The organism is Aeromonas sp. QDB20, assembly GCF_027707805.1.
GTDB classification, from domain to species: domain Bacteria; phylum Pseudomonadota; class Gammaproteobacteria; order Enterobacterales; family Aeromonadaceae; genus Aeromonas; species Aeromonas dhakensis.
Genome location: NZ_JAPCJC010000005.1, coordinates 197352 through 216636 on the forward strand (window position 1 = coordinate 197352; position 19285 = coordinate 216636).

Below are 19285 nucleotides of genomic sequence, written 5' to 3' on the forward strand. Positions count from 1 at the left end.
ATCTTTTTATCGAGATACTTGATGGTAAACCAATTAGAGGCTAATTTATCTTTACTTAAAGATACTTCATAAAGAGACAAATACATGCCCATGCTGATCGCCCTGCTGGCCCCCCTGCTCTGGGGCAGCACCTATGCCGTCGTCAGCCTCTACCTGACCGACTACTCCCCCTACTGGGTGGCGGTATGGCGGGCGTTGCCAGCCGGCCTGCTCCTGTTGCTGGTGCACCCGCGCCTGCCCCCCCTGTCCTGGGGCAAGCAGAGCCTGCTGGCGTTTTGCAACATCGCCGCCTTCTTCGCCCTGCTGTTCGTGGCCGCCTTCCGACTGCCCGGGGCCGTGGCGGGCACCTTGGGTGCCACTCTGCCGCTGATCCTGATGTTGCTGGCCTGGTTGCAGGATGGCGTCAGGCCATCCCTGAAATGGCTGTTGCTGGGCCTGATGGGACTGGGCGGGGTCTTGCTGCTGCTCAACCCTTCCGCCAATCTGGATCCTGTCGGCGTGACCTGCGCCCTGCTGGCCACCCTGCTCATCGGCCAGTCCAGCCGCTGGATGCGCCACTGGCCGGTCAGCGATCTGCTGGCACTGACCGCCTGGCAACTGCTGCTGGGCGGCCTGATGCTGATCCCGCTCGCCTGGTGGCTGGCCGGCCCCATGCCGCTGCCACAGCCGGCAAGCGCCCCTGGTCTGCTCTGGCTGATCCTGCTCAATACGGCGCTGGCCTACTGGGCCTGGCTGTGGGGGCTCAAGCGCCACGGCCCGGAGGTGATGGGCATGCTGGCCCTCACCAACCCCATGGTGGCGGTCTCCTGCGGCGTGCTGATGGTGGGCGAGACGCTGGATGCTCGCCAATGGCTCGGCATCGGGGTGATCCTGCTATCCCTGTTCCTGATGAAGCTGCCTGCCCGCCCCTTCTTCAAGCGCTGGCAGGCCCGCCGGGCGTGCACCGACCAGTGCGGCAAGCCGTGAGCACGACCCATCCAGCTCAAGCGCAATAAAAAAGAGGAGCCATCAAGGCTCCTCTTTCACATTCCGCAGGGGGATGAGTCGAACTCAGACCCCGGCCTTGGCCAGTGCGGCGGAGACGATCTGCTGGGCTTCCTGCTGGATGAGGTCCAGGTGCGCCTCGCCCTTGAAGCTCTCCATGTAGATCTTGTAGATGGACTCGGTACCGGAGGGGCGCGCCGCGAACCAGCCGTTCTCGGTCACCACCTTGAGGCCGCCGATGGCGGCATCGTTGCCCGGCGCCTTGGTCAGCTTGGCGACGATGGGCTCGCCGGCCAGGGTGGAGGCTTCCACCAACGCCGGATCCAGCTTGGAGAGCACCGCCTTCTGGGCGCTGTTGGCCGGGGCGTCGATACGGCGATAGCTGGAGCGACCGAACTTGGCTTCCAGCGCATCGTAGTGAGCCTGCGGATCCTTGCCGGTCACCGCCAGAATTTCCGCTGCCAGCAGCGCCAGGATGAAGCCATCCTTGTCAGTGGTCCAGACGGTGCCGTCTTTGCGCAGGAAAGAGGCGCCCGCGCTCTCCTCGCCACCAAAACCGAACTCGCCGCTGTAGAGGCCATCCACGAACCACTTGAAGCCGACCGGCACCTCTTTGAGGGTGCGGCCAATCTCGCCGGCCACCCGGTCGATCATGGACGAGGAGACCAGCGTCTTGCCGACGGCCGCATCGGCAGACCAGCCGGTGCGATGGGTAAACAGATACTGGATCGCCACCGCCAGATAGTGGTTCGGGTTCATCAGGCCGGACTTGGTAACGATGCCGTGGCGGTCGTAGTCGGGGTCGTTGCCAAGGGCGATGTCGAACTTGTCCTTGAGGGCGATCAGGCTGGCCATGGCGAACGGGCTGGAGCAGTCCATCCGGATCTTGCCGTCTTTATCCAGGGTCATGAAGGAGAAGGTCGGGTCGACCTTGTAGTTCACCACCTCAATGTTCAGACCATAGGTTTTGGCGATGACGTCCCAGTAGGCGACGCCGGAGCCGCCCAGCGGATCGACACCGATCTTGATGCCAGCCTGCTTGATGGCCTCCATGTCCAGCACGTTCTTCAGATCATCCACATAGGGGGTGACATAGTCGTGCTCCACCACGAACGGGCTCTTGAGGGCCTCGGCGAACGGCATCCGTTTCACCCCGGCCAGACCCGCTTCCAGAATGGCGTTGGCGCGATCCTCCACCCACTTGGTGATCTCCCCTTCCGCGGGGCCGCCGTGGGGCGGGTTGTATTTGAAGCCACCGTCTTCCGGCGGGTTGTGGGACGGGGTGATCACCACGCCGTCGGCACGGGCGGCGGGCTTGCCAGCATTGTGGCGCAGGATGGCGTGAGAGATGACCGGGGTCGGGGTAAAGCCGAGGCCGGCCTGAATGCGGGTTTCGACGCCGTTGGCGGCCAACACTTCGACTGCGCTGGCAAAGGCAGATTCAGAGAGAGCGTGGGTATCCATGCCGACAAACAGCGGGCCCGTGATGCCGGCCTGCTGGCGATACTCCACCAGCGCCTGGGTCACCGCCAGGATGTGGGATTCGGTGAAGGCATTGTGCAGAGCGCTGCCGCGGTGGCCGGAGGTGCCGAAGGCAACCCGCTGCTCGGGGCGGCTCATGTCCGGCTTGTTGAGGTAGTAGGCGCTGACCAGACGGGGAATGTTGGTCAGGTCGCTCAAACGGGCCGGCTGACCGGCGTGGGAATGCTGTGCCATGGCGTTGTCCTTGCTTGATGGCGGCCTTGCCCGGCAAGGCCTGAGTCTGATGAACCGTTAGATTGCGCCGCACACCCGGGCGATCACCTCGTCGCCATATCCCATGCTGGCCATCAGCTGGGCCACCATGTTCTGTTTGCGACTGGTGTTGGTGTTGGTGATCACCCAGAACGGGGTTTGTGGCACCTGCTTGGGCTTGGTGGTGCTGCCGCTGGCGCGCAGGGCATCGGGATCCCGCGAGAAATAGACGCGCTTGCGCCCCTTGATTTCGGTGGCCTGGGTAAACCCGACCGGATCATCCCGGTAGAGGGTACTGAGCACCTGCATGAAGCGGTTGATGGACTTCTCTTCTTTTTGCAGCTCGCCGGAATCGAGCAGCGTTTCCAGCCCCATGGCGTCGGCCACGGTGGGCGACGGAGCCGCCGTCACCTCTGCTGCGACCGGCGAGGCCTGGCGGGCGGGCTGTTCCAGCAGGCGGCGCAGGATATCGGAGGCACTCTCACCGATGTGCCGGGTCTGGCTGGCGATATAGAAGTAGAGATCGTCATCAAGCTCGATGGTTTTCATAGGGATGCGCTGGACTCGTCGAAATTCGGATGCGGCGATTATACATAGGCAAACCCGGCAGCCCAAGCAAGGGGCGGACAGATGTGCATGAATCTCATCGAGAATACGGCATAATAGCGGCCCAAGTGTGTGATCCGTCGCACTGATAGCCGATCTGGCTGGCTTTTTTTAGGAAAAAAACCACATTTTTTTGCTCCGTGATGAGTGAAATCCTTTTCTTTCCAGTGCGTTAAATCATGGCGAGCAACGTACTCACGACCGACAAGGTGTCATTTTGCAACAAAACCCATTATTGAACTTCAAGGAGCAGGGCCAGGGCCAACCCGTCGTGCTGATCCACGGGCTGTTCGGCAGCCTGGACAACCTGGGCCTGCTGGCACGCCCGCTGAGCGAACAATACCGGGTCATCAGCGTCGATCTGCGCAACCACGGCGCCTCCTTTCACTCCGACGAGATGAGCTACCCGACCCAGGCCGCCGACCTGCTCGCCCTGTTCGATCAGCTGGGGCTTGAACAGGTGGCGCTCGTGGGCCACTCCATGGGGGGCAAGGTGGCCATGCAGGTTGCCAAGCAGGCGCCGACCCGCGTCGCCAGGCTGGTAGTGGCCGACATAGCGCCGGTCGCCTACCCTCACGCCCGCCACCAGAACGTGTTTGCCGGCCTCAATGCCACGCTCGAACAGGCTCCGCAAAGCCGCGGCGAGGCGGAAGCCATCCTGGCCGAGCATGTCGAGATCGCCGGCGTGCGCCAGTTCCTGCTCAAGTCCTTCGCCAAGGGGGAGTCGGGTTGGGGCTGGCGTTTCAACGTGCCGGCCCTTGAGCGCAACTACGCCAACATCATGGGCTGGCCCGATCCACAGAGCCGTTTCGAGGGGCCTGCGCTCTTCATCAAGGGGGGCGATTCCGACTACATGCTGCCCGCGCATACCGAGACGGTTATGGCCCAATTTCCCGCTGCCAAGGCCCGGGTCATCGCCGGCACCGGTCACTGGCTGCACGCGGAAAAGCCGGTTTTGTTCAACAAACTGGTTGTGGATTTCCTGTCGACAGGCGGTTAACAGTTTCAAATCCTTTGTGATATAGTGCGCCCGTCATAAGGAGTGTGCGCAATCCATGCTAAGTGAACATATCGACCTGATCGAGAGTCTGGGCCTGAAGTTATTCTTTGTGGCCATTTTCGTATTGATTGGCCTGGCCATTCAGGACGTGCTCAAACGCGGCAATGTGCCCCGTTTCGGCCGATTCATCGTCTGGTTGGTACTCTTCCTGGGTTGTGCAGGTTTTGTCGCCAAGGGGCTGATCGAACTGGGCTGGGAAGGCTCAGGCATCGGCTAACTTATTTCCATCTGTGATGTATGGCCAAACAGCAAACTGATCGAACAACACTGGATCTGTTCGCAAACGAGAAGCGCCCCGGCAGGCCAAAGACCAACCCACTCCCCCGCGAGACCCAGCTCAAGATCAACAAGCGCAACCAGCTCAAGCGCGATCGAGAGAACGGCCTGAAGCGGGTAGAGTTAAAGGTGGAGGCCGAATTGCTGGAGCGCCTGAATCAACTTGCGTTACAACAGAACGTCAGCCGAGCCGAGCTGATCCAATCTATCCTGAAGCAACAGATTGAGTCTGCACATGCAGCAGGCATCGCAATCTGACCGTTAAGCATTAACACCAGATACGGGTAACTAAACACTATGGCTAGTGTAGGTCTGTTTTTCGGCAGCGATACCGGTAATACCGAAGCTGTCGCCAAGATGATCCAGAAAGAACTGGGCAAACAACTGATTGAAGTCCGTGACATTGCCAAGAGCAGCAAGGCCGACATCGACAGCTTCGATCTGCTGATGTTCGGTATCCCGACTTGGTACTATGGCGAAGCCCAGGCCGACTGGGACGACTTCTTCCCCGAGCTGGAAGAGATCGACTTCACCAACAAGCTGGTCGCCATCTTCGGATGCGGCGATCAGGAAGATTATGCCGAGTACTTCCTCGACGCCATGGGCACCCTGCGTGACATCGTCGAAGCCAAAGGCGCCATCGTCATCGGCCACTGGCCGACCGCCGGTTACGAGTTCGAAGCCTCCAAGGCGCTGGTGGACGACAAGCACTTCGTGGGTCTGGGCATCGACGAAGATCGCCAACCCGAGATGACTGCCGAGCGCGTCAAGGGCTGGTGCAAACAGCTGCATGAAGAGATGTGCCTGGCCGAGCTGGAGTGATCCACGCTTGCCAGCACCTCTGACAACAAGGGCCCCGCGGGGCCCTTGTTGTTTTCTGGTCATGCGCTCTCGCCGCCCCTGTGCTCGGGCTTGGCCCGCACATAGAGGGTGCGCTTGACCTGGGCCACCAGCTCGCCCTGGCCATCCTGTACCGTCACCTCGAACTCGGGAAAGTGCTTGTCTCCCCCTTCGGTCGCCGCGACTATGGCGGCCAGCTTGCCGTCGGTCAGGTTGAATTCGGCCACCAGCTTGCCCTTGCCCGGCTTGATGTAGTTGATGCTGCCCGCCTTGTCCCAGACGTAATAGCGGTTCTTGAAATAACCCATCAGCATCAGCGGATAGATGGGATCGGTCATCGCAAACATGCTGCCGCCAAACTGGGTGCGGTTGGCGTTCTTGTTCCACCAGCGGGACTTGAGGGTGACCCGGCAGAAGCGAAAATCATCGCTCAATGTCTCTATCTTGATGCCCGCGCCCCAGAAGGGGGGCCAGGCGTTGAGGGCGCAGCGCACCCAGGCCGCGTTGTCAAAAAGCCAATCCATGGATCTCATCCGACCAGAGTGAAGAAGGTTACATTTTATCAACATTCGGCGGGTGAGCAAGCCGCCGTCACAATCCGCACAATTCGTGGATAGGCGGTCGATCGCGCTAAAGCCCTTGAATTACTGGGTTTATTTTTAGGTGAGCTACGACCTATAATGACAGGCCAAGCGAGTTCGTGGTTGCCATTACAGCGGCAGTCAATCAGAATAACCACACCTTCGAGAATGCGAATAAATAGAAATGGCAGACAACAACCAAGCGTTAAAAAAGGCCGGGCTCAAGATCACCTTGCCCCGCGTCAAGATCCTGGAAATCCTGCAACAGCCGGACTGCCAGCACACCAGTGCGGAAGATCTGTACAAACGACTGATCGACCAGGGTGAAGAGATTGGTCTCGCTACCGTCTACCGCGTTCTCAACCAGTTTGATGATGCCGGTATCGTCACCCGTCACCACTTCGAAGGGGGCAAGTCGGTGTTCGAGCTGGCCACCCAGGAACACCACGACCACCTGGTCTGCCTCGACTGCGGCAAGGTGATCGAGTTCTCCGACGAGGTGATCGAGCAGCGCCAGACCGAGATCGCCAAGAAGCACAACATCCGTCTGACCAATCACAGCCTCTATCTCTATGGCCACTGCGCCGCCGGCGACTGCAAGCACGACGATTGATTGGCAGAACCCGCGCAATAAAAAAGCCAGCATGATGCTGGCTTTTTTGTGCCCATATTCCGGACAAGAAAGGGCAGGGTCTCCCCTGCCCTCCTTCATCAGGCCTCGGCCTTGCCCCACACGTCGCGCAGGGCCACGGTGCGGTTGAACACCAGGTGTTCCGGGCTGGAGAGCTTGTTGTCGGCGCAGAAATACCCTTCACGCTCGAACTGGTAAGCCTGCTCCGGCTTGGCATCCTTGAGGGAAGCTTCCACGCGGGCACCCTCGATGATCACCAGGGATTCCGGGTTCAGGGCCGCTTCGAAGTCCTCTTCGGCACCCGGGTTCGGCACCTTGAACAGGCGGTCGTAGAGGCGCACTTCGGCCGGCAGGGAGTGAGTGGCGCTGACCCAGTGGATCACCCCTTTCACCTTGCGGCCATCGGCCGGGTCCTTGCCCAGGGTCTCGGGATCGTAAGAGCAATAGATGCAGGTGACCTTGCCGTCCGCATCCTTCTCGACCCGCTCGGCCTTGATGACATAGGCATTGCGCAGGCGCACTTCCTTGCCCAGCACCAGTCGCTTGAACTGCTTGTTGGCTTCTTCTTTGAAGTCCGCTTCATCGATGAGGATCTCGCGGGTGAAGGGAAGCGTGCGGGTACCCATCTCGGCATTGCTCGGGTGCGCCGGTGCAGTCAGCACCTCATCGGCGGCCAGGTTCTCGATGACCACCTTCACCGGATGCAGCACGGCCATGGCACGCGGGGCATTCTCGTTGAGATCTTCGCGGATGCAGGCTTCCAGCATGCTCATCTCGACGATGTTGTCCTGCTTGGTGACGCCGATGCGCTTGCAGAACTCGCGGATGGAGGCCGGGGTGTAGCCGCGGCGGCGCAGGCCGGAGACGGTCAGCATACGCGGATCGTCCCAACCGTCCACGTGCTTCTCGGTCACCAGCAGGTTCAGCTTGCGCTTGGACATGACGGTGTACTCGAGGTTCAGACGAGAGAACTCGTACTGGCGCGGGTGGCAATCGATGGTGATGTTGTCCAGCACCCAGTCGTACAGGCGACGGTTGTCCTGGAACTCCAGCGTACAGATGGAGTGGGTAATCCCTTCCAGGGCGTCCGAGATGCAGTGAGTGAAGTCATACATGGGGTAGATGCACCACTTGTCACCGGTCTGGTGGTGGTGGGCAAACTTGATGCGATAGATGACGGGGTCACGCATCACCATGAAAGGGGAAGCCATGTCGATCTTGGCGCGCAGGCAGGCGGTGCCTTCGGCAAACTCGCCGTTCTTCATCTTCTCGAACAGGGCCAGGTTTTCTTCCACGCTGCGATCGCGGAACGGGCTGTTCTTGCCCGGCGCGGTCAGAGTACCGCGGTATTCACGCATCTGCTCGGCAGAGAGCTCGTCCACGTAGGCCAGCCCCTTCTCGATGAGCTCGATGGCATAGCCGTGCAGCTTGTCGAAATAGTCGGAGGAGTAGCAGATCTCGCCGTTCCACTGGAAGCCGAGCCACTGCACGTCCTGCTTGATGGACTCAACGTACTCGATATCTTCCTTCACCGGGTTGGTGTCGTCGAAGCGCAGGTTGCACTGGCCCTGGTAGTCGCGGGCGATGCCGAAGTTCAGGCAGATGGACTTGGCGTGACCGATATGGAGATAACCGTTCGGCTCGGGCGGAAAACGGGTATGCACACTGGAGTGCTTACCGCTGGCCAGATCTTCATCAATGATCTGACGAATAAAGTTAGTTGGGCTGTTCGCCTGACTCATGGCTCACCTCAAAAATGCGTCACTGGCGGAAGTTGTGCCGGCTGGCACCCTCAACCCCCCGCCGTCAAGCCGGATATGATCCCTCATTACGCGCCCTGTCTCAACCTGAATTTGCCCGTTTCGGGGTACTGGCGCCGCAAAACGCCCCGCACTGGTGGCCGGTTTGACTGACTGGCGAAAAAAAGACCCCGCACGAGGCGGGGTTCAAGGTGATGAAAAACAAAAACAGACAATACACACACAACAAAGGCTCACACGCACAGTCAACCTTTCCCAAGCCCGATGGCCATCGCCCTTGGGAAAGGCGGGTCTTGCGACCCACCTTGCGTTATGGACTGAGGGCTATCAGTTCAGCTCGGTGACGCGGCTGGTGCGCTTGCCGTCGAAGCTGGTGGTACGCAGGTAGACCTTGCCGTTGACGCTCGGCTTGGCGGCAGCGTCGTAGGCGCTCCAGCTCTTGCCATCCAGGCTGTACTGGATGGGCAGACCCGGCAGATCAACGTTCGCTTCCAGCACGCCGTTCACCACCTTGGCGCCCGGTACGGAGAGGCGGTATTCCACCCCGGCCTGATCCAGTTTCGGCAGCACGCGCTGACCCAGCACGTTGGCAAACTGGTTCCACTCCTTGTTCAGGGTGGCCTTGTTGACGAACTTGGTGGTGCCGGAGAACTCGCGGTTCTTCACGTAGTCCAGCTCGAAGCCACCCTTGTGCCAGGCGCGCTCGGCCATGGAGAAGATGCGCGGGTAGACCATGTACTCGTATTGCGCGTCGGTACGCACGGTTTCACTCCACTGCTGACCGGAGATCCCCTTGAACTTGACCGGATCCTGGTCACCCTTGGCCACGAAGGCGTTGCCGTCGCGGTCAACCGAGGTCTCGGCGTTCTGCGGCAGGTTTTCCGGGGCGAAGGCGAACACCTTGCGGGTGTCGTTGAAGCGGGTGGCCCAGTAGTAGCCGCGCTCGGCCGGGTGTACCTCGTTCGGGAAGTCGAAGTAGAGGTAATCCGGGTTGGAGAGCACCACGTCATAGCCCTTGTGCGCCCACTTCATCGCTTCGTTGAAGCCACCCCAGTAGAGGGTTTCCCAGAAGTTGACCCGGGTCTTGTCGGTGGCGAACACGCTGGCGTCAGTGGCGTACTTGAGACCATCTTCCCACGCCTGCAGGGTGGAGAAGCCGTGGCCCTTGACCATCTCGCTCACTTCCTTGGCGAAGTAGACCGGCAGCTCGGCCACGTCCTTGATCTTGCCCTCATCCACCATCTTCTGGCACATGGGGGACTTGCCGAACGGCTTGTCCTGCTTGCTGGAGTCGACGTTGCCCTTCCAGGCCACCAGATCTTCTTTCTTGGTGACGGCCGGGTCCTGGTAACCACCGCCCTGCATGATGTTCTTCGCCTCGTCACCACCGTAGTGCCAGGCGGTCAGCGGTTGACCGGCGGCCTGGTGCATCTGGGCCACTTCGTCCATCACCTTGGCCACAAAGGTGGCGGCGCCCGGCTGGCAGGGGTTGATGAAAGACATCTTATCGTAGAACTGCACCGAGGTGACGTTGGAGGTATCGGCCGGGTCGGTCAGACGGAACTGGTTGGCCTCGGCCTCTTTACCTTCAGCCATTAGACGCTTGTAACGCGCCTCCATGGAGACCACGGCGGCACGGGCGTGGGCCGGCATGTTGATCTCGGGGATCACGGTCACGCCGCGGGCCTTGGCATAGCGCACCAGGTCGATGTAGTCGGCCTTGCTGTAGAAACCGGAACCCTGGTTGTCGCTGGTCGGGCCGGAGCCCAGCTGCGGCATCAGGCACTTGGTTTCGGACTCGTCATGGCAACGCTGGCTGCCGACGTCGGTCAGCTCCGGCAGGCCCGGGATCTCCAGACGCCAGCCTTCATCGTTGGTCAGCCCCAGGTGCAGCACGTTGAGCTTCATGGCGGACATCTGATCCACCAGCTTCTTCAGGGTCTCGGGGCTTCTGAAGTGACGGGCCACGTCGGTCTGCATGCCGCGGTATTCAAAGCGCGGGGCATCCTCGACGGTCATCTGGCTGACCAGCTTGTCGTTGACTCCCAAGAGGGAGATCAGGGACTGGGCACCCCAGAAGGCGCCTTCGATGTCGTGCCCCTGAATGACGGTACCCTTCTTGCCGATGGTCATGTCGTAGCCTTCAGCCTGCTTGAGCTTGCTGCCGAGCTTGATGGTCACTGGGTAGCCGGTGTCGGAGAGGGTAACACCCAGCTTGGTCAGTTGAGCCTTCAGGGCTTCGGCGCGATCGCTCGGCAGGTCGAGGGCATTGAGCTTGATGGTGGAGAAGTCGACCTGCGGGCCGGCCTTGACCACCTGCTTCATCGGGGTCGGCAGGATCTGGTTGTCGACCTTGCCAGCCGGCAGCAAGGTGCTGGTCTGGTTGGCGGCGAAACGGGTTTCGCTGTTCATCAGGATGTTGTTGTCATCCTTGGTCCGCTTCCAGCCATCGGCCGGCATCGGCTTCTCGTAGGTGGTGGCATCGTCGATGTTGCTCATGCTGGCCAGCACTTTCGGCTCGGCCCCTTCGCTGGCGACATACCAGTTCGGCATGATGTCAGATTCGAACAGTACCCAGTACTCCACCACCAGCGGCACTTCGACCGTGGCATCCTTGGCAAAGCCCTGGAACTTCTCGGTCGGCGTCAAACGATAGAGGTCGCCGGTCAGATGGGTGATAGTGAACTGGTCGTTGTCTACCCGCTGGATGCGACGGATGGAGGAGACATAGATGTTCCAGTCTTTGGAGGTGACGTCAGCACCGGTGTTGGTCAGGTGCAGCTTGGCAACGCCGCAGCTCGCCCACTCGGAGCCCAGCGCCTGACAGTCGAGGCCGGCGCCGGCACCGTCGTTGGTGACGACTTCGTACTTGACGACGAGGTTGCTGGCGAGGGCGTCGACCACGGCTTGCTTGGCGGCATCGGCTGCAAGTGCCGGACCGGCGAAAACGGTAGACATGGCAATGGCTAACAGAGAATGTTTCAAGTTCATAACTGCTGCTCTCATTTGAAGTAAAGGTTGGATTTTCTTGGCTTTTTTTATATGGGGCCCCGAGGCGGGGCCCTTAGTTATGTCAACAATGGACTTAGACTTGAGGCGAGCTTGGCGCCCGATTAACGCAGGGCCTTCATCTCACCGGCGATGATTTCGGCCAATGGGCCCAGAATCACCTGCAGGTTCTGCTCACCGAGCTTGACCACACCGGCCGCGCCCAGGGCTTTGAGCTTGCGCTCGTCAACGATGCTGCGATCTTTCAGGGTCAGACGCAGACGGGTGATGCAGGCATCGATGGTCACCAGGTTCTCCTGGCCGCCCAGCACTTCCAGGTATTGCTTGGCCAGCTCGGTGCGGTCGGTGGTTTGAGCCTGTGCCGGTACCGCTTCGTCATCTTCACGACCCGGGGTTTTCAGGTTGAACTTGGCGATCACTGCGCGGAAGACCACGTAGTAGAGACCGAAGAACACCAGACCCTGCTGGATCAGCATGTACCAGTGGGTCGCCAGCGGGTTACGTGACTGGATAAACATGTCGACAAAACCAGCACTGAAGCCGAAGCCAGAAATCCAGTGCATGGAGGCGGCGATGAACACGGAGATACCGGTCAGGAACGCGTGGATGACGTACAGTACCGGCGCCACGAACATGAAGGAGAACTCGAGCGGCTCGGTCACCCCGGTGAAGAAGGAGGCAAAGGCGGCGGCGATCATGATGGACGCAACCTTGTCCTTGTTCTCTTTCTTGGCGGAATGGTAGATGGCCAGTGCGGCGCCCGGCAGACCGAACATCATGATGGGGAAGAAGCCGGCCTGATACATGCCGGTCACACCCACGACCGCCTTGCCGGCGTCAATGGAGGATTGACCGCCCAGGAAGTTCGGGATGTCGTTGATGCCGGCCACGTCGAACCAGAACACGGAGTTCAGGGCGTGGTGCAGACCAATCGGGATCAGCAGACGGTTGAAGAAGGCGTAGATACCGGCGCCGGTGGAGCCCAGGTTGACGATGGATTCACCAAAGCTCACCAGACCACCGTAAATGACCGGCCAGACGGCCATCAGGACGAAGGAGACCACGATCATCACCACGGAGGTCACGATCGGCACCAGACGACGACCGGAGAAGAAGGCCAGCGCCTTGTGCAGTTCCACACCACTGAAGCGGTTGTAGAGCTCGGCCGCGATCACACCGGTCAAGATACCGATGAACTGGTTCTCAATCTTGCCAAACGCAGCAGGCACCTGGTCCAGCGGGATCTGCTGGATTTGGGATACCGCGCCCGGGCTCAGCAAGGTGGTCACCACCAGGAAACCGACCAGACCGGCCAGCGCGGCGGAACCGTCTTTGTCTTTGGACATGCCATAGGCAACACCCACGGCAAACAGGATGGCCATCTTGTCGATGATGGCCGCACCCGCCTTGATCAGGAAGGCGGCCAGCGCGCTGTCACCACCCCAACCATTCGGGTCAATCCAGTAGCCAACCCCCATCAGGATCGCGGCGGCAGGCAATACCGCTACCGGCACCATCAGGGCCCGGCCGATCTTTTGCAAATAACCGAGAATGTTCACGGTTCCTCTCCTTAGTTAATGTTTTTCTAGAAATTAAGTGCTTATCACGTTTGACGCATAAGCCATCAAGGCTTGATTGGCAGTCTAGGGCTTTTATTTCGCTGCGCAAATTAATAAACCTGTAATCGTGATCATTATCACCCAAACGAGATAAAGGTGGCGGATAGATGTGGCTTAGTTCGCAATCTTTATTTACGCTATAAAACAACTTAAATCCGTCCCGCTCTTCTTGCCGCCGACATCCCGGCCGCAACCCGTACAGAGGTATCTACAATGCGCCTGATCCCGTTGAAATCTGCCAGCCAAGTGGGGCTGTGGTCCGCCCGTTACATCGTTGACCGTATCAATGCGTTCAAACCCACTGCCGATCGCCCCTTCGTACTGGGCCTGCCCACTGGCGGCACTCCGCTCAACACCTACAAGCGCCTGATTGAGCTGCATAAAGCCGGTGAGGTGAGCTTCCAGAACGTGGTCACCTTCAACATGGACGAGTACGTCGGCCTGCCGGAAGACCACCCCGAGAGCTACCACAGCTTCATGCACAACAACTTCTTCAGCCACATCGACATTCGCCCCGAGAACATCAACATCCTCAACGGCAACGCGCCGGATCTGGTGGCCGAGTGCAAGCGTTACGAAGAGAAAATCAAGTCCTACGGCAAGATCCACCTGTTCATGGGTGGCGTCGGCAACGACGGCCACATCGCATTCAACGAGCCGGCCTCTTCCCTGGCCTCCCGCACCCGGGTCAAGACCCTGACCGAAGACACCCGCATCGCCAACTCCCGCTTCTTTGGCGGCGACATGGAGCAGGTGCCCAAGCTGGCGCTGACCGTGGGCGTCGGCACCTTGATGGATGCCGAGGAGATCATGATCCTGGTGACCGGTCACGGCAAGGCGCAGGCCCTGCAGGCCGCGGTGGAAGGCAGCGTCAACCACATGTGGACCATCTCCACCCTGCAACTGCATCCGAAGGGAATGATGGTGTGTGACGAGCCCTCCACCATGGAGCTCAAGGTCAAGACGGTACGCTACTTCCAGCAGCTCGAAGCCGCCAACATCGGCCGTCTGTAAGGAGTCACCATGTACGCATTGACCAACTGCACCCTCTACACCGGCAGCTGCGTGCTGACCGGTTACGGGGTGGTGATCGAGGGCGACCAGATTGTCGCCATCTCCCATCAGGCCGAACTGCCAGCCGGCATCGAACAGATTGACCTCAAGGGTGCCAACCTCAGCCCCGGCTTCATCGACGTGCAGCTCAACGGCTGCGGCGGCGTCATGTTCAACGGCCACATCACCACCCAGACCCTGGCGACCATGCAGGCCGCCAATCTGAAATCCGGTACCACCAGCTTCCTGCCGACCCTGATCACCAGTCCGGATGCGGACATGAAGCAGGCCGTCGCCGTCACCCGCGACTACATGGCGGCGCACCCCAACGAAGTCCTTGGCGTGCACCTGGAAGGGCCCTACACCAACCTCAAGCGCAAGGGGATCCACCCGGCCGAGCAGATCCGCCAGCCCGCCGACGAGATGATCGACTTCTTCTGCACCAACGCGGATGCCATCGCCAAGATCACTCTGGCGCCGGAGCGCAACAAGCCGGAGCACATCCGTCGTCTGGTGGAGGCCGGCATTCTGGTCTCCGCCGGCCACACCGCCGCCAATTACGATCAGGCCATGGCCGGGTTCGACAGCGGCATTCGCTTCGCGACCCACCTCTACAACGCCATGACCCCGACCCTGAACGGCCGCGAGCCGGGCGTGGTGGGTGCCATCTATGATCGCAAGGATGTCTACGCCGGCGTCATCGTCGACGGCCATCACGTGCACTGGGCCAACGTGCGTCTCGCGCACAAGATGCTGGGGGAACGGCTGGTGCTGGTCACCGACGCGACCGCGCCGGCAGGGGCACCGGAAGGCTTTGAGAAGTTTGATTTTTGTGGCGCAACCGTCTATTTCCGCGATGGTCAGTGCGTCGACGAGAATGGTACACTCGGCGGCTCTGCCCTCACCATGATTGAGGGGGTGGAGAATCTGGTCAAACAGGTCGGATTACCGCTCGATGAAGCACTGAGAATGGCCACCCTTTACCCTGCACGCGCCATTGGATGGGACTCACGTCTCGGTAGTATCCAGGTCGGAAAAATAGCCAACCTGACTGTCTTTGATCAGGCCTTCACGGTCTGCGGGACCGTGGTTAACGGACACTACACAACACAGTGACACTATGACTGGCGGACAAATAGCAAACGTAGATCTTATCAAGCAGGTCAACAGTGCAGCCGTGTATCGGCTCATCGACCTGCAGGGGCCCATCTCGCGGGTCAAAATTGCCGAGTTGAGTCAGCTGGCCCCGGCCAGCGTGACCAAGATCACCCGGCAACTGATCGAGCATGGCCTGATCAAGGAGACCTCGCCGCAAGCCTCCACCGGTGGACGGCGCGCCATCTCCCTGACCACCATCAAGCATCGCTTCCAGTTTGTGTCCGCCAAGCTGGGTCGCGGCTACCTGCAGCTGAGTCTCTATGATCTCGACGGCAAGGAGCTCGACCAGCATGTCACCCAGGTGACCGAGATCGAGCAACAACCGGTGGTAGACATGCTGCTGCGGGAGATCGGTGCCTTCATCGACTCCCAGCAGGATCGCAGCCGAAACCTCATCAGCATAGCGCTGACCATGCCGGGCCTGGTCAATCCGGAATCGGGCATGGTCATCTACACCCCCAAGTACCAGATCCGCAATCTGGCGCTGGCCAAGCTGTTGGAAAACCACTTCAACCTGCCCTGCTACGTGGGTAACGACACCCGCTCGCTGGCACTGGCCGAACACTTCTTCGGCGAGTCCCGCGACTGCATGGACTCCATTCTGGTGAGCGTCCACCAGGGGGCAGGCTCGGGCATCATCACCAAGGGCAAGGTGTTCCTCGGTCAGAACCGCAACGTCGGCGAGATCGGTCACATCCAGGTCGAACCGCTCGGCAAGCGCTGTCACTGCGGCAACTTCGGCTGCCTGGAGACCATCGCCTCCAACGAGGCCATCGTCGACAAGGTGAAGGAGCTTATCAGCCGCGGCCACCTGAGCTCGCTGCAGGAGAAGCACATCACCATCCAGGAGGTGTGCAAGGCGGCCATGGCCGGTGACGAGCTGGCCCGCAGCGTGATCGAGAACGTGGGTGAACATCTGGGGCGGGCGGTGGCCATCACGGTCAACCTGTTCAACCCGCAGAAGGTGTTGATCGCCGGCGAAATCACCGCCGCCGAAGAGATCCTGTTCCCGGCCATCCGCCGCTGCGTGGAGCACCAGTCCCTGCCAAGCTTCCATCGCGGCCTGCCCATCGTGAAGGCACGCTTCCAGAATCAACCCACCGTCGGTGGTTTCGCGCTGGTGAAGCGGGCCCTGCTGGAGGGAGACCTGCTGCAGATCATCATGGAGCAGAAGTAGGGCCGAGGCCTTGCGAAACAACAACGGCAGCCAGTGGCTGCCGTTTTTATTGATAGATTCTTCGAGCGTAGGTTCGATTAGCCGCATAGCGGCGTAATCGGACGCGGTGACTCACCCAGCCCGGCACGGCTTGAACAGATCCAGCGCGCCGTTGTAGACCTGGGTCTGCACATCCATGATCCCCAGCATGGAGTGGAACAAGTTGTCGTGGGAGAAGCGCTTGCCGGCCGCCTCCTGCTGCAGACAATCCAGATCCAGCTTGCGGTCCGCCTGCAACTGGGGGGAGAACCAGGTCATCAGCGGCACCCGGGTCTGATCGTCCGGCGCGAACTTGTAGGGGGTGCCGTGCAGGTAGAGCCCCATGGCCCCGAGGGATTCGCCGTGATCCGACAGATAGACCAGCCCCACGTTGTAATCCTTCTCCAGCGTCTTGAGCTTGTCGATGAGACGGGCCACCACCTTGTCGGTGTAGCGGATGGTGTTGTCGTAGGTGTTGACCAGCTCTTCATTAGTGCAGTTTTCGATGTCGCTGCGCGGGCAGTCTGGCACGAAGGTCCGTTCACTGGCGGGATAGCGGCGATAGTAGGTCGGGCCGTGGCTGCCCATCAGGTGGAAGGCCACCAGCTTGTTGCCCTTCATCTGCGCGATCTGCCGATCCAGCCCCTCCAGCATCACCTCATCGTAGCAGGAACCCTTCTGGCAGTACTGGGGAAAATCCTTGGCCTCGATCTCGATGGTGGGCACGTTCTTGCACACCCCCTTGCAGCCGCCGTCGTTCTCCTTCCACAGCACGGAGACGCCGGCGTGCTGCAGCACATCCAGCATGCCGTCACGGGACTGGGCCAGGGTGTCGTCATAGCCGCGTCGCGTCAGGTTGGAGAACATGCAGGGCACCGAGACCGCGGTGGCGGTGCCGCAGGAGCGCACGTTGCGAAACGAGACCATGCCCGACTCCCTCGCGGTGAAGCTGTTGGTAGCCTTGCCGTAACCGTTGAGGGAGTAGTTCTGGCTGCGCGCCGTCTCCCCCACCACCAGGAACATCAGGGTCGGCTTGCTGCCCTGCCCCACCACCCTGGCGTCCGTGCCCAGCTGCTGATACGGGATCGGGGTGGCGAACAGGATGTCGGTGGCGTAGCGATAGAGGCCGTGTACGTAGTTGGCGGGCACTATCTCCTTGCCGAGGGACTTGTTGTTGCGCCCGACCGAGGCGTAATCCTGGTAATAGAGGGAGGCCACCCCCACCAGAAACAGCAAGGAGAGGGCGATGGAGCCGAGCCGCAGGCCCAGCCCCTTGTACCAGGGACGGGGATAGTCAATCTTCACCCACAGCAGGGCCAAGGCCGGCAGCAGGCCGGTCAGCGCGAACCAGAGCAACACGGAACCATTGAGGTAGGAGGCCGCCTCCCCGCTGTTGGTCTCGACGATGTTCTGCACCATGCTCACGTCGAAGATGACGCCGTATTTCAGCATGGCGTAGCTGACCACGGATCCCATCAGGATCAGCAGCACAAAGAAGGGCTTGAGCAGATAGCGAAAGGTAAAGGGCAGGAACACCGCGTTGAGCGCGGCCAGCAGCACGAAGGGGATCGAGACGACGAAGCCCGCCTTGACGTGTTCCAGCTTGGTAAGAATGGTGTAGAAGTGGAGGAAAATGGGCCAGTTGAAGAGCAGTGCAAACAGCAGCACCAACAACAGATTCACCTTCATCACACCCAAGGTGATACGCATAACGATACTCCGACAAACCAGACAAGACAGGGGGCTTGGCAACAGCCCCTCTTTGGATCTTCCGCGCCGGCGCCCTCTTCCCGAGGTGCAGACCGGCCGTAGGCGCGAGGGCCCCGGGACGCAGGCAGGGTAGAAAACCAAACTTAAGGGAGAATTAAGGCGGGGCCTGTTCTGGCCGAAGGGCGGGTCGATGCGGGTTATACGGATGAAAAAAAACGGCAGCCGAGGCTGCCGTTTCGAGGAATATTGCCGATCTGATTACAGGGTGGCGGCAACTTCGTCGGAGATGGAACCGTTGTGGTACACCTCCTGCACGTCGTCCAGATCTTCCAGCATGTCGATGAGGCGCATCAGCTTGGGCGCGGTCTCGGCATCCAGCTCCGCTTCGGTGGAAGGGATCATGGTCACTTCGGCGCTCTCGGGCTTGAAGCCGGCGGCTTCCAGACCGTCCAGCACGGTGCCGAAGTCGTTCGGGGTGGTGTACACCTCGATGGTGCCATCTTCTTCGGTCACCACGTCGTCGGCACCCGCTTCCAGGGCGGCGTCCATCAGGGCATCTTCATCGGCGCCCACGAAGGTCAGTACACCCTTCTTGGTGAACAGGTAGGCCACGGAGCCATCGGTACCCAGGTTGCCGCCGCACTTGCTGAAGGCGTGACGCACTTCGGCCACGGTGCGGTTGCGGTTGTCGGTCAGGCACTCCACCATGACGGCGGAGCCGGCCGGGCCGTAACCTTCGTAGACGATGGTTTCGAGCTGCTCGCCGTCACCACCGCCGGCCCCACGGGCGATGGCACGGTTGATGGTGTCACGGGTCATGTTGCTGGTCAGGGCCGCCGCCACCGCCGCACGCAGGCGCGGGTTGTTGGCCGGGTCGGCATCACCGAGACGCGCGGAGGTGGTGATTTCGCGGATCAGCTTGGTGAAGATCTTGCCGCGCTTGGCGTCTTGCGCCGCCTTGCGGTGTTTGATGTTGGCCCATTTACTGTGACCTGCCATAGGGACTCTCCGTTATAGTTTGAAATTTCAGTAACACAGGTTGCGACTACCCGGGGAAACGGGAAAGGCC

At 60.4% G+C, this 19285-nt stretch carries 17 protein-coding genes; 9 read left to right on the forward strand and 8 right to left on the reverse strand.

The window, feature by feature from the left end:
• Nucleotides 1–84: 84 nt before the first annotated feature.
• A complete protein-coding gene (locus PG897_RS08320) occupies nucleotides 85–966 on the forward strand; it encodes a DMT family transporter (protein ID WP_024942840.1) in 882 nt (293 codons plus the stop codon).
• A gap of 84 nt (nucleotides 967–1050) precedes the next feature.
• Here the strand turns inward: PG897_RS08320 and pgm are convergent, their stop codons facing one another.
• A complete protein-coding gene (pgm, locus tag PG897_RS08325; protein WP_024942841.1) occupies nucleotides 1051–2700 on the reverse strand; it encodes a phosphoglucomutase (alpha-D-glucose-1,6-bisphosphate-dependent) in 1650 nt (549 codons plus the stop codon).
• 57 nt (nucleotides 2701–2757) lie between these two features.
• Nucleotides 2758–3267 (reverse strand): replication initiation negative regulator SeqA, encoded by a 510-nt coding sequence (gene seqA, locus PG897_RS08330; protein ID WP_005299178.1) that lies wholly within the window; start codon nucleotides 3265–3267, stop codon nucleotides 2758–2760.
• A 292-nt stretch (nucleotides 3268–3559) separates the two neighbouring features.
• On the opposite strand from seqA, the gene PG897_RS08335 reads away from it, so the two are divergent.
• From PG897_RS08335 to fldA, 4 genes are read left to right on the forward strand one after another with little or no spacing between them, the layout of a single operon-like run.
• Nucleotides 3560–4324: an alpha/beta fold hydrolase gene (locus tag PG897_RS08335; protein ID WP_201880959.1), complete on the forward strand. Its 765-nt coding sequence runs from the start codon at nucleotides 3560–3562 to the stop codon at nucleotides 4322–4324.
• A 55-nt stretch (nucleotides 4325–4379) separates the two neighbouring features.
• Nucleotides 4380–4601: a DUF2788 domain-containing protein gene (locus PG897_RS08340; protein WP_005299172.1), complete on the forward strand. Its 222-nt coding sequence runs from the start codon at nucleotides 4380–4382 to the stop codon at nucleotides 4599–4601.
• A gap of 20 nt (nucleotides 4602–4621) precedes the next feature.
• The gene (gene ybfE, locus PG897_RS08345; protein WP_005299169.1) at nucleotides 4622–4918 is read left to right on the forward strand and encodes a LexA regulated protein; all 297 of its coding nucleotides are present in this window, start codon (nucleotides 4622–4624) and stop codon (nucleotides 4916–4918) included.
• 39 nt (nucleotides 4919–4957) lie between these two features.
• A complete protein-coding gene (gene fldA, locus PG897_RS08350; protein WP_005299167.1) occupies nucleotides 4958–5482 on the forward strand; it encodes a flavodoxin FldA in 525 nt (174 codons plus the stop codon).
• A 59-nt stretch (nucleotides 5483–5541) separates the two neighbouring features.
• Here fldA and PG897_RS08355 read toward each other — a convergent pair whose 3' ends face one another.
• Nucleotides 5542–6024: a DUF4442 domain-containing protein gene (locus PG897_RS08355; RefSeq protein ID WP_024942843.1), complete on the reverse strand. Its 483-nt coding sequence runs from the start codon at nucleotides 6022–6024 to the stop codon at nucleotides 5542–5544.
• A gap of 241 nt (nucleotides 6025–6265) precedes the next feature.
• Between PG897_RS08355 and fur the strand changes: the two genes are divergently transcribed.
• Nucleotides 6266–6694, forward strand: a complete 429-nt coding sequence (gene fur, locus PG897_RS08360; protein ID WP_005299160.1) for a ferric iron uptake transcriptional regulator — start codon at nucleotides 6266–6268, stop codon at nucleotides 6692–6694.
• A 98-nt stretch (nucleotides 6695–6792) separates the two neighbouring features.
• Here the strand turns inward: fur and glnS are convergent, their stop codons facing one another.
• From glnS to nagE, 3 genes are all read right to left on the reverse strand, one after another.
• Nucleotides 6793–8454, reverse strand: coding sequence for a glutamine--tRNA ligase (gene glnS, locus PG897_RS08365; RefSeq protein WP_017781826.1), 1662 nt, complete (start codon nucleotides 8452–8454; stop codon nucleotides 6793–6795).
• Nucleotides 8455–8799: 345 nt separating this feature from the next.
• Nucleotides 8800–11463 carry a beta-N-acetylhexosaminidase gene (locus tag PG897_RS08370; protein ID WP_024942844.1) on the reverse strand — a complete coding sequence of 888 codons (2664 nt, stop codon included), beginning with the start codon at nucleotides 11461–11463 and terminating at the stop codon, nucleotides 8800–8802.
• Between the two features lie 122 nt (nucleotides 11464–11585).
• Nucleotides 11586–13040: an N-acetylglucosamine-specific PTS transporter subunit IIBC gene (gene nagE / locus PG897_RS08375; RefSeq protein ID WP_270828864.1), complete on the reverse strand. Its 1455-nt coding sequence runs from the start codon at nucleotides 13038–13040 to the stop codon at nucleotides 11586–11588.
• 273 nt (nucleotides 13041–13313) lie between these two features.
• On the opposite strand from nagE, the gene nagB reads away from it, so the two are divergent.
• From nagB to nagC, 3 genes are read left to right on the forward strand one after another with little or no spacing between them, the layout of a single operon-like run.
• Nucleotides 13314–14114 (forward strand): glucosamine-6-phosphate deaminase, encoded by an 801-nt coding sequence (nagB, locus tag PG897_RS08380; protein WP_005299147.1) that lies wholly within the window; start codon nucleotides 13314–13316, stop codon nucleotides 14112–14114.
• 9 nt (nucleotides 14115–14123) lie between these two features.
• On the forward strand, nucleotides 14124–15269 hold the full coding sequence (gene nagA, locus PG897_RS08385; RefSeq protein WP_024942846.1) for an N-acetylglucosamine-6-phosphate deacetylase: 1146 nt from the start codon (nucleotides 14124–14126) through the stop codon (nucleotides 15267–15269).
• A 4-nt stretch (nucleotides 15270–15273) separates the two neighbouring features.
• Nucleotides 15274–16488 (forward strand): DNA-binding transcriptional regulator NagC, encoded by a 1215-nt coding sequence (nagC, locus tag PG897_RS08390; protein WP_010634486.1) that lies wholly within the window; start codon nucleotides 15274–15276, stop codon nucleotides 16486–16488.
• 111 nt (nucleotides 16489–16599) lie between these two features.
• Here nagC and PG897_RS08395 read toward each other — a convergent pair whose 3' ends face one another.
• Nucleotides 16600–18216, reverse strand: coding sequence for a phosphoethanolamine transferase (locus PG897_RS08395; RefSeq protein WP_024942847.1), 1617 nt, complete (start codon nucleotides 18214–18216; stop codon nucleotides 16600–16602).
• 258 nt (nucleotides 18217–18474) lie between these two features.
• The gene (locus PG897_RS08400; protein WP_005299136.1) at nucleotides 18475–19215 is read right to left on the reverse strand and encodes a YebC/PmpR family DNA-binding transcriptional regulator; all 741 of its coding nucleotides are present in this window, start codon (nucleotides 19213–19215) and stop codon (nucleotides 18475–18477) included.
• Nucleotides 19216–19285 lie beyond the last annotated feature (70 nt).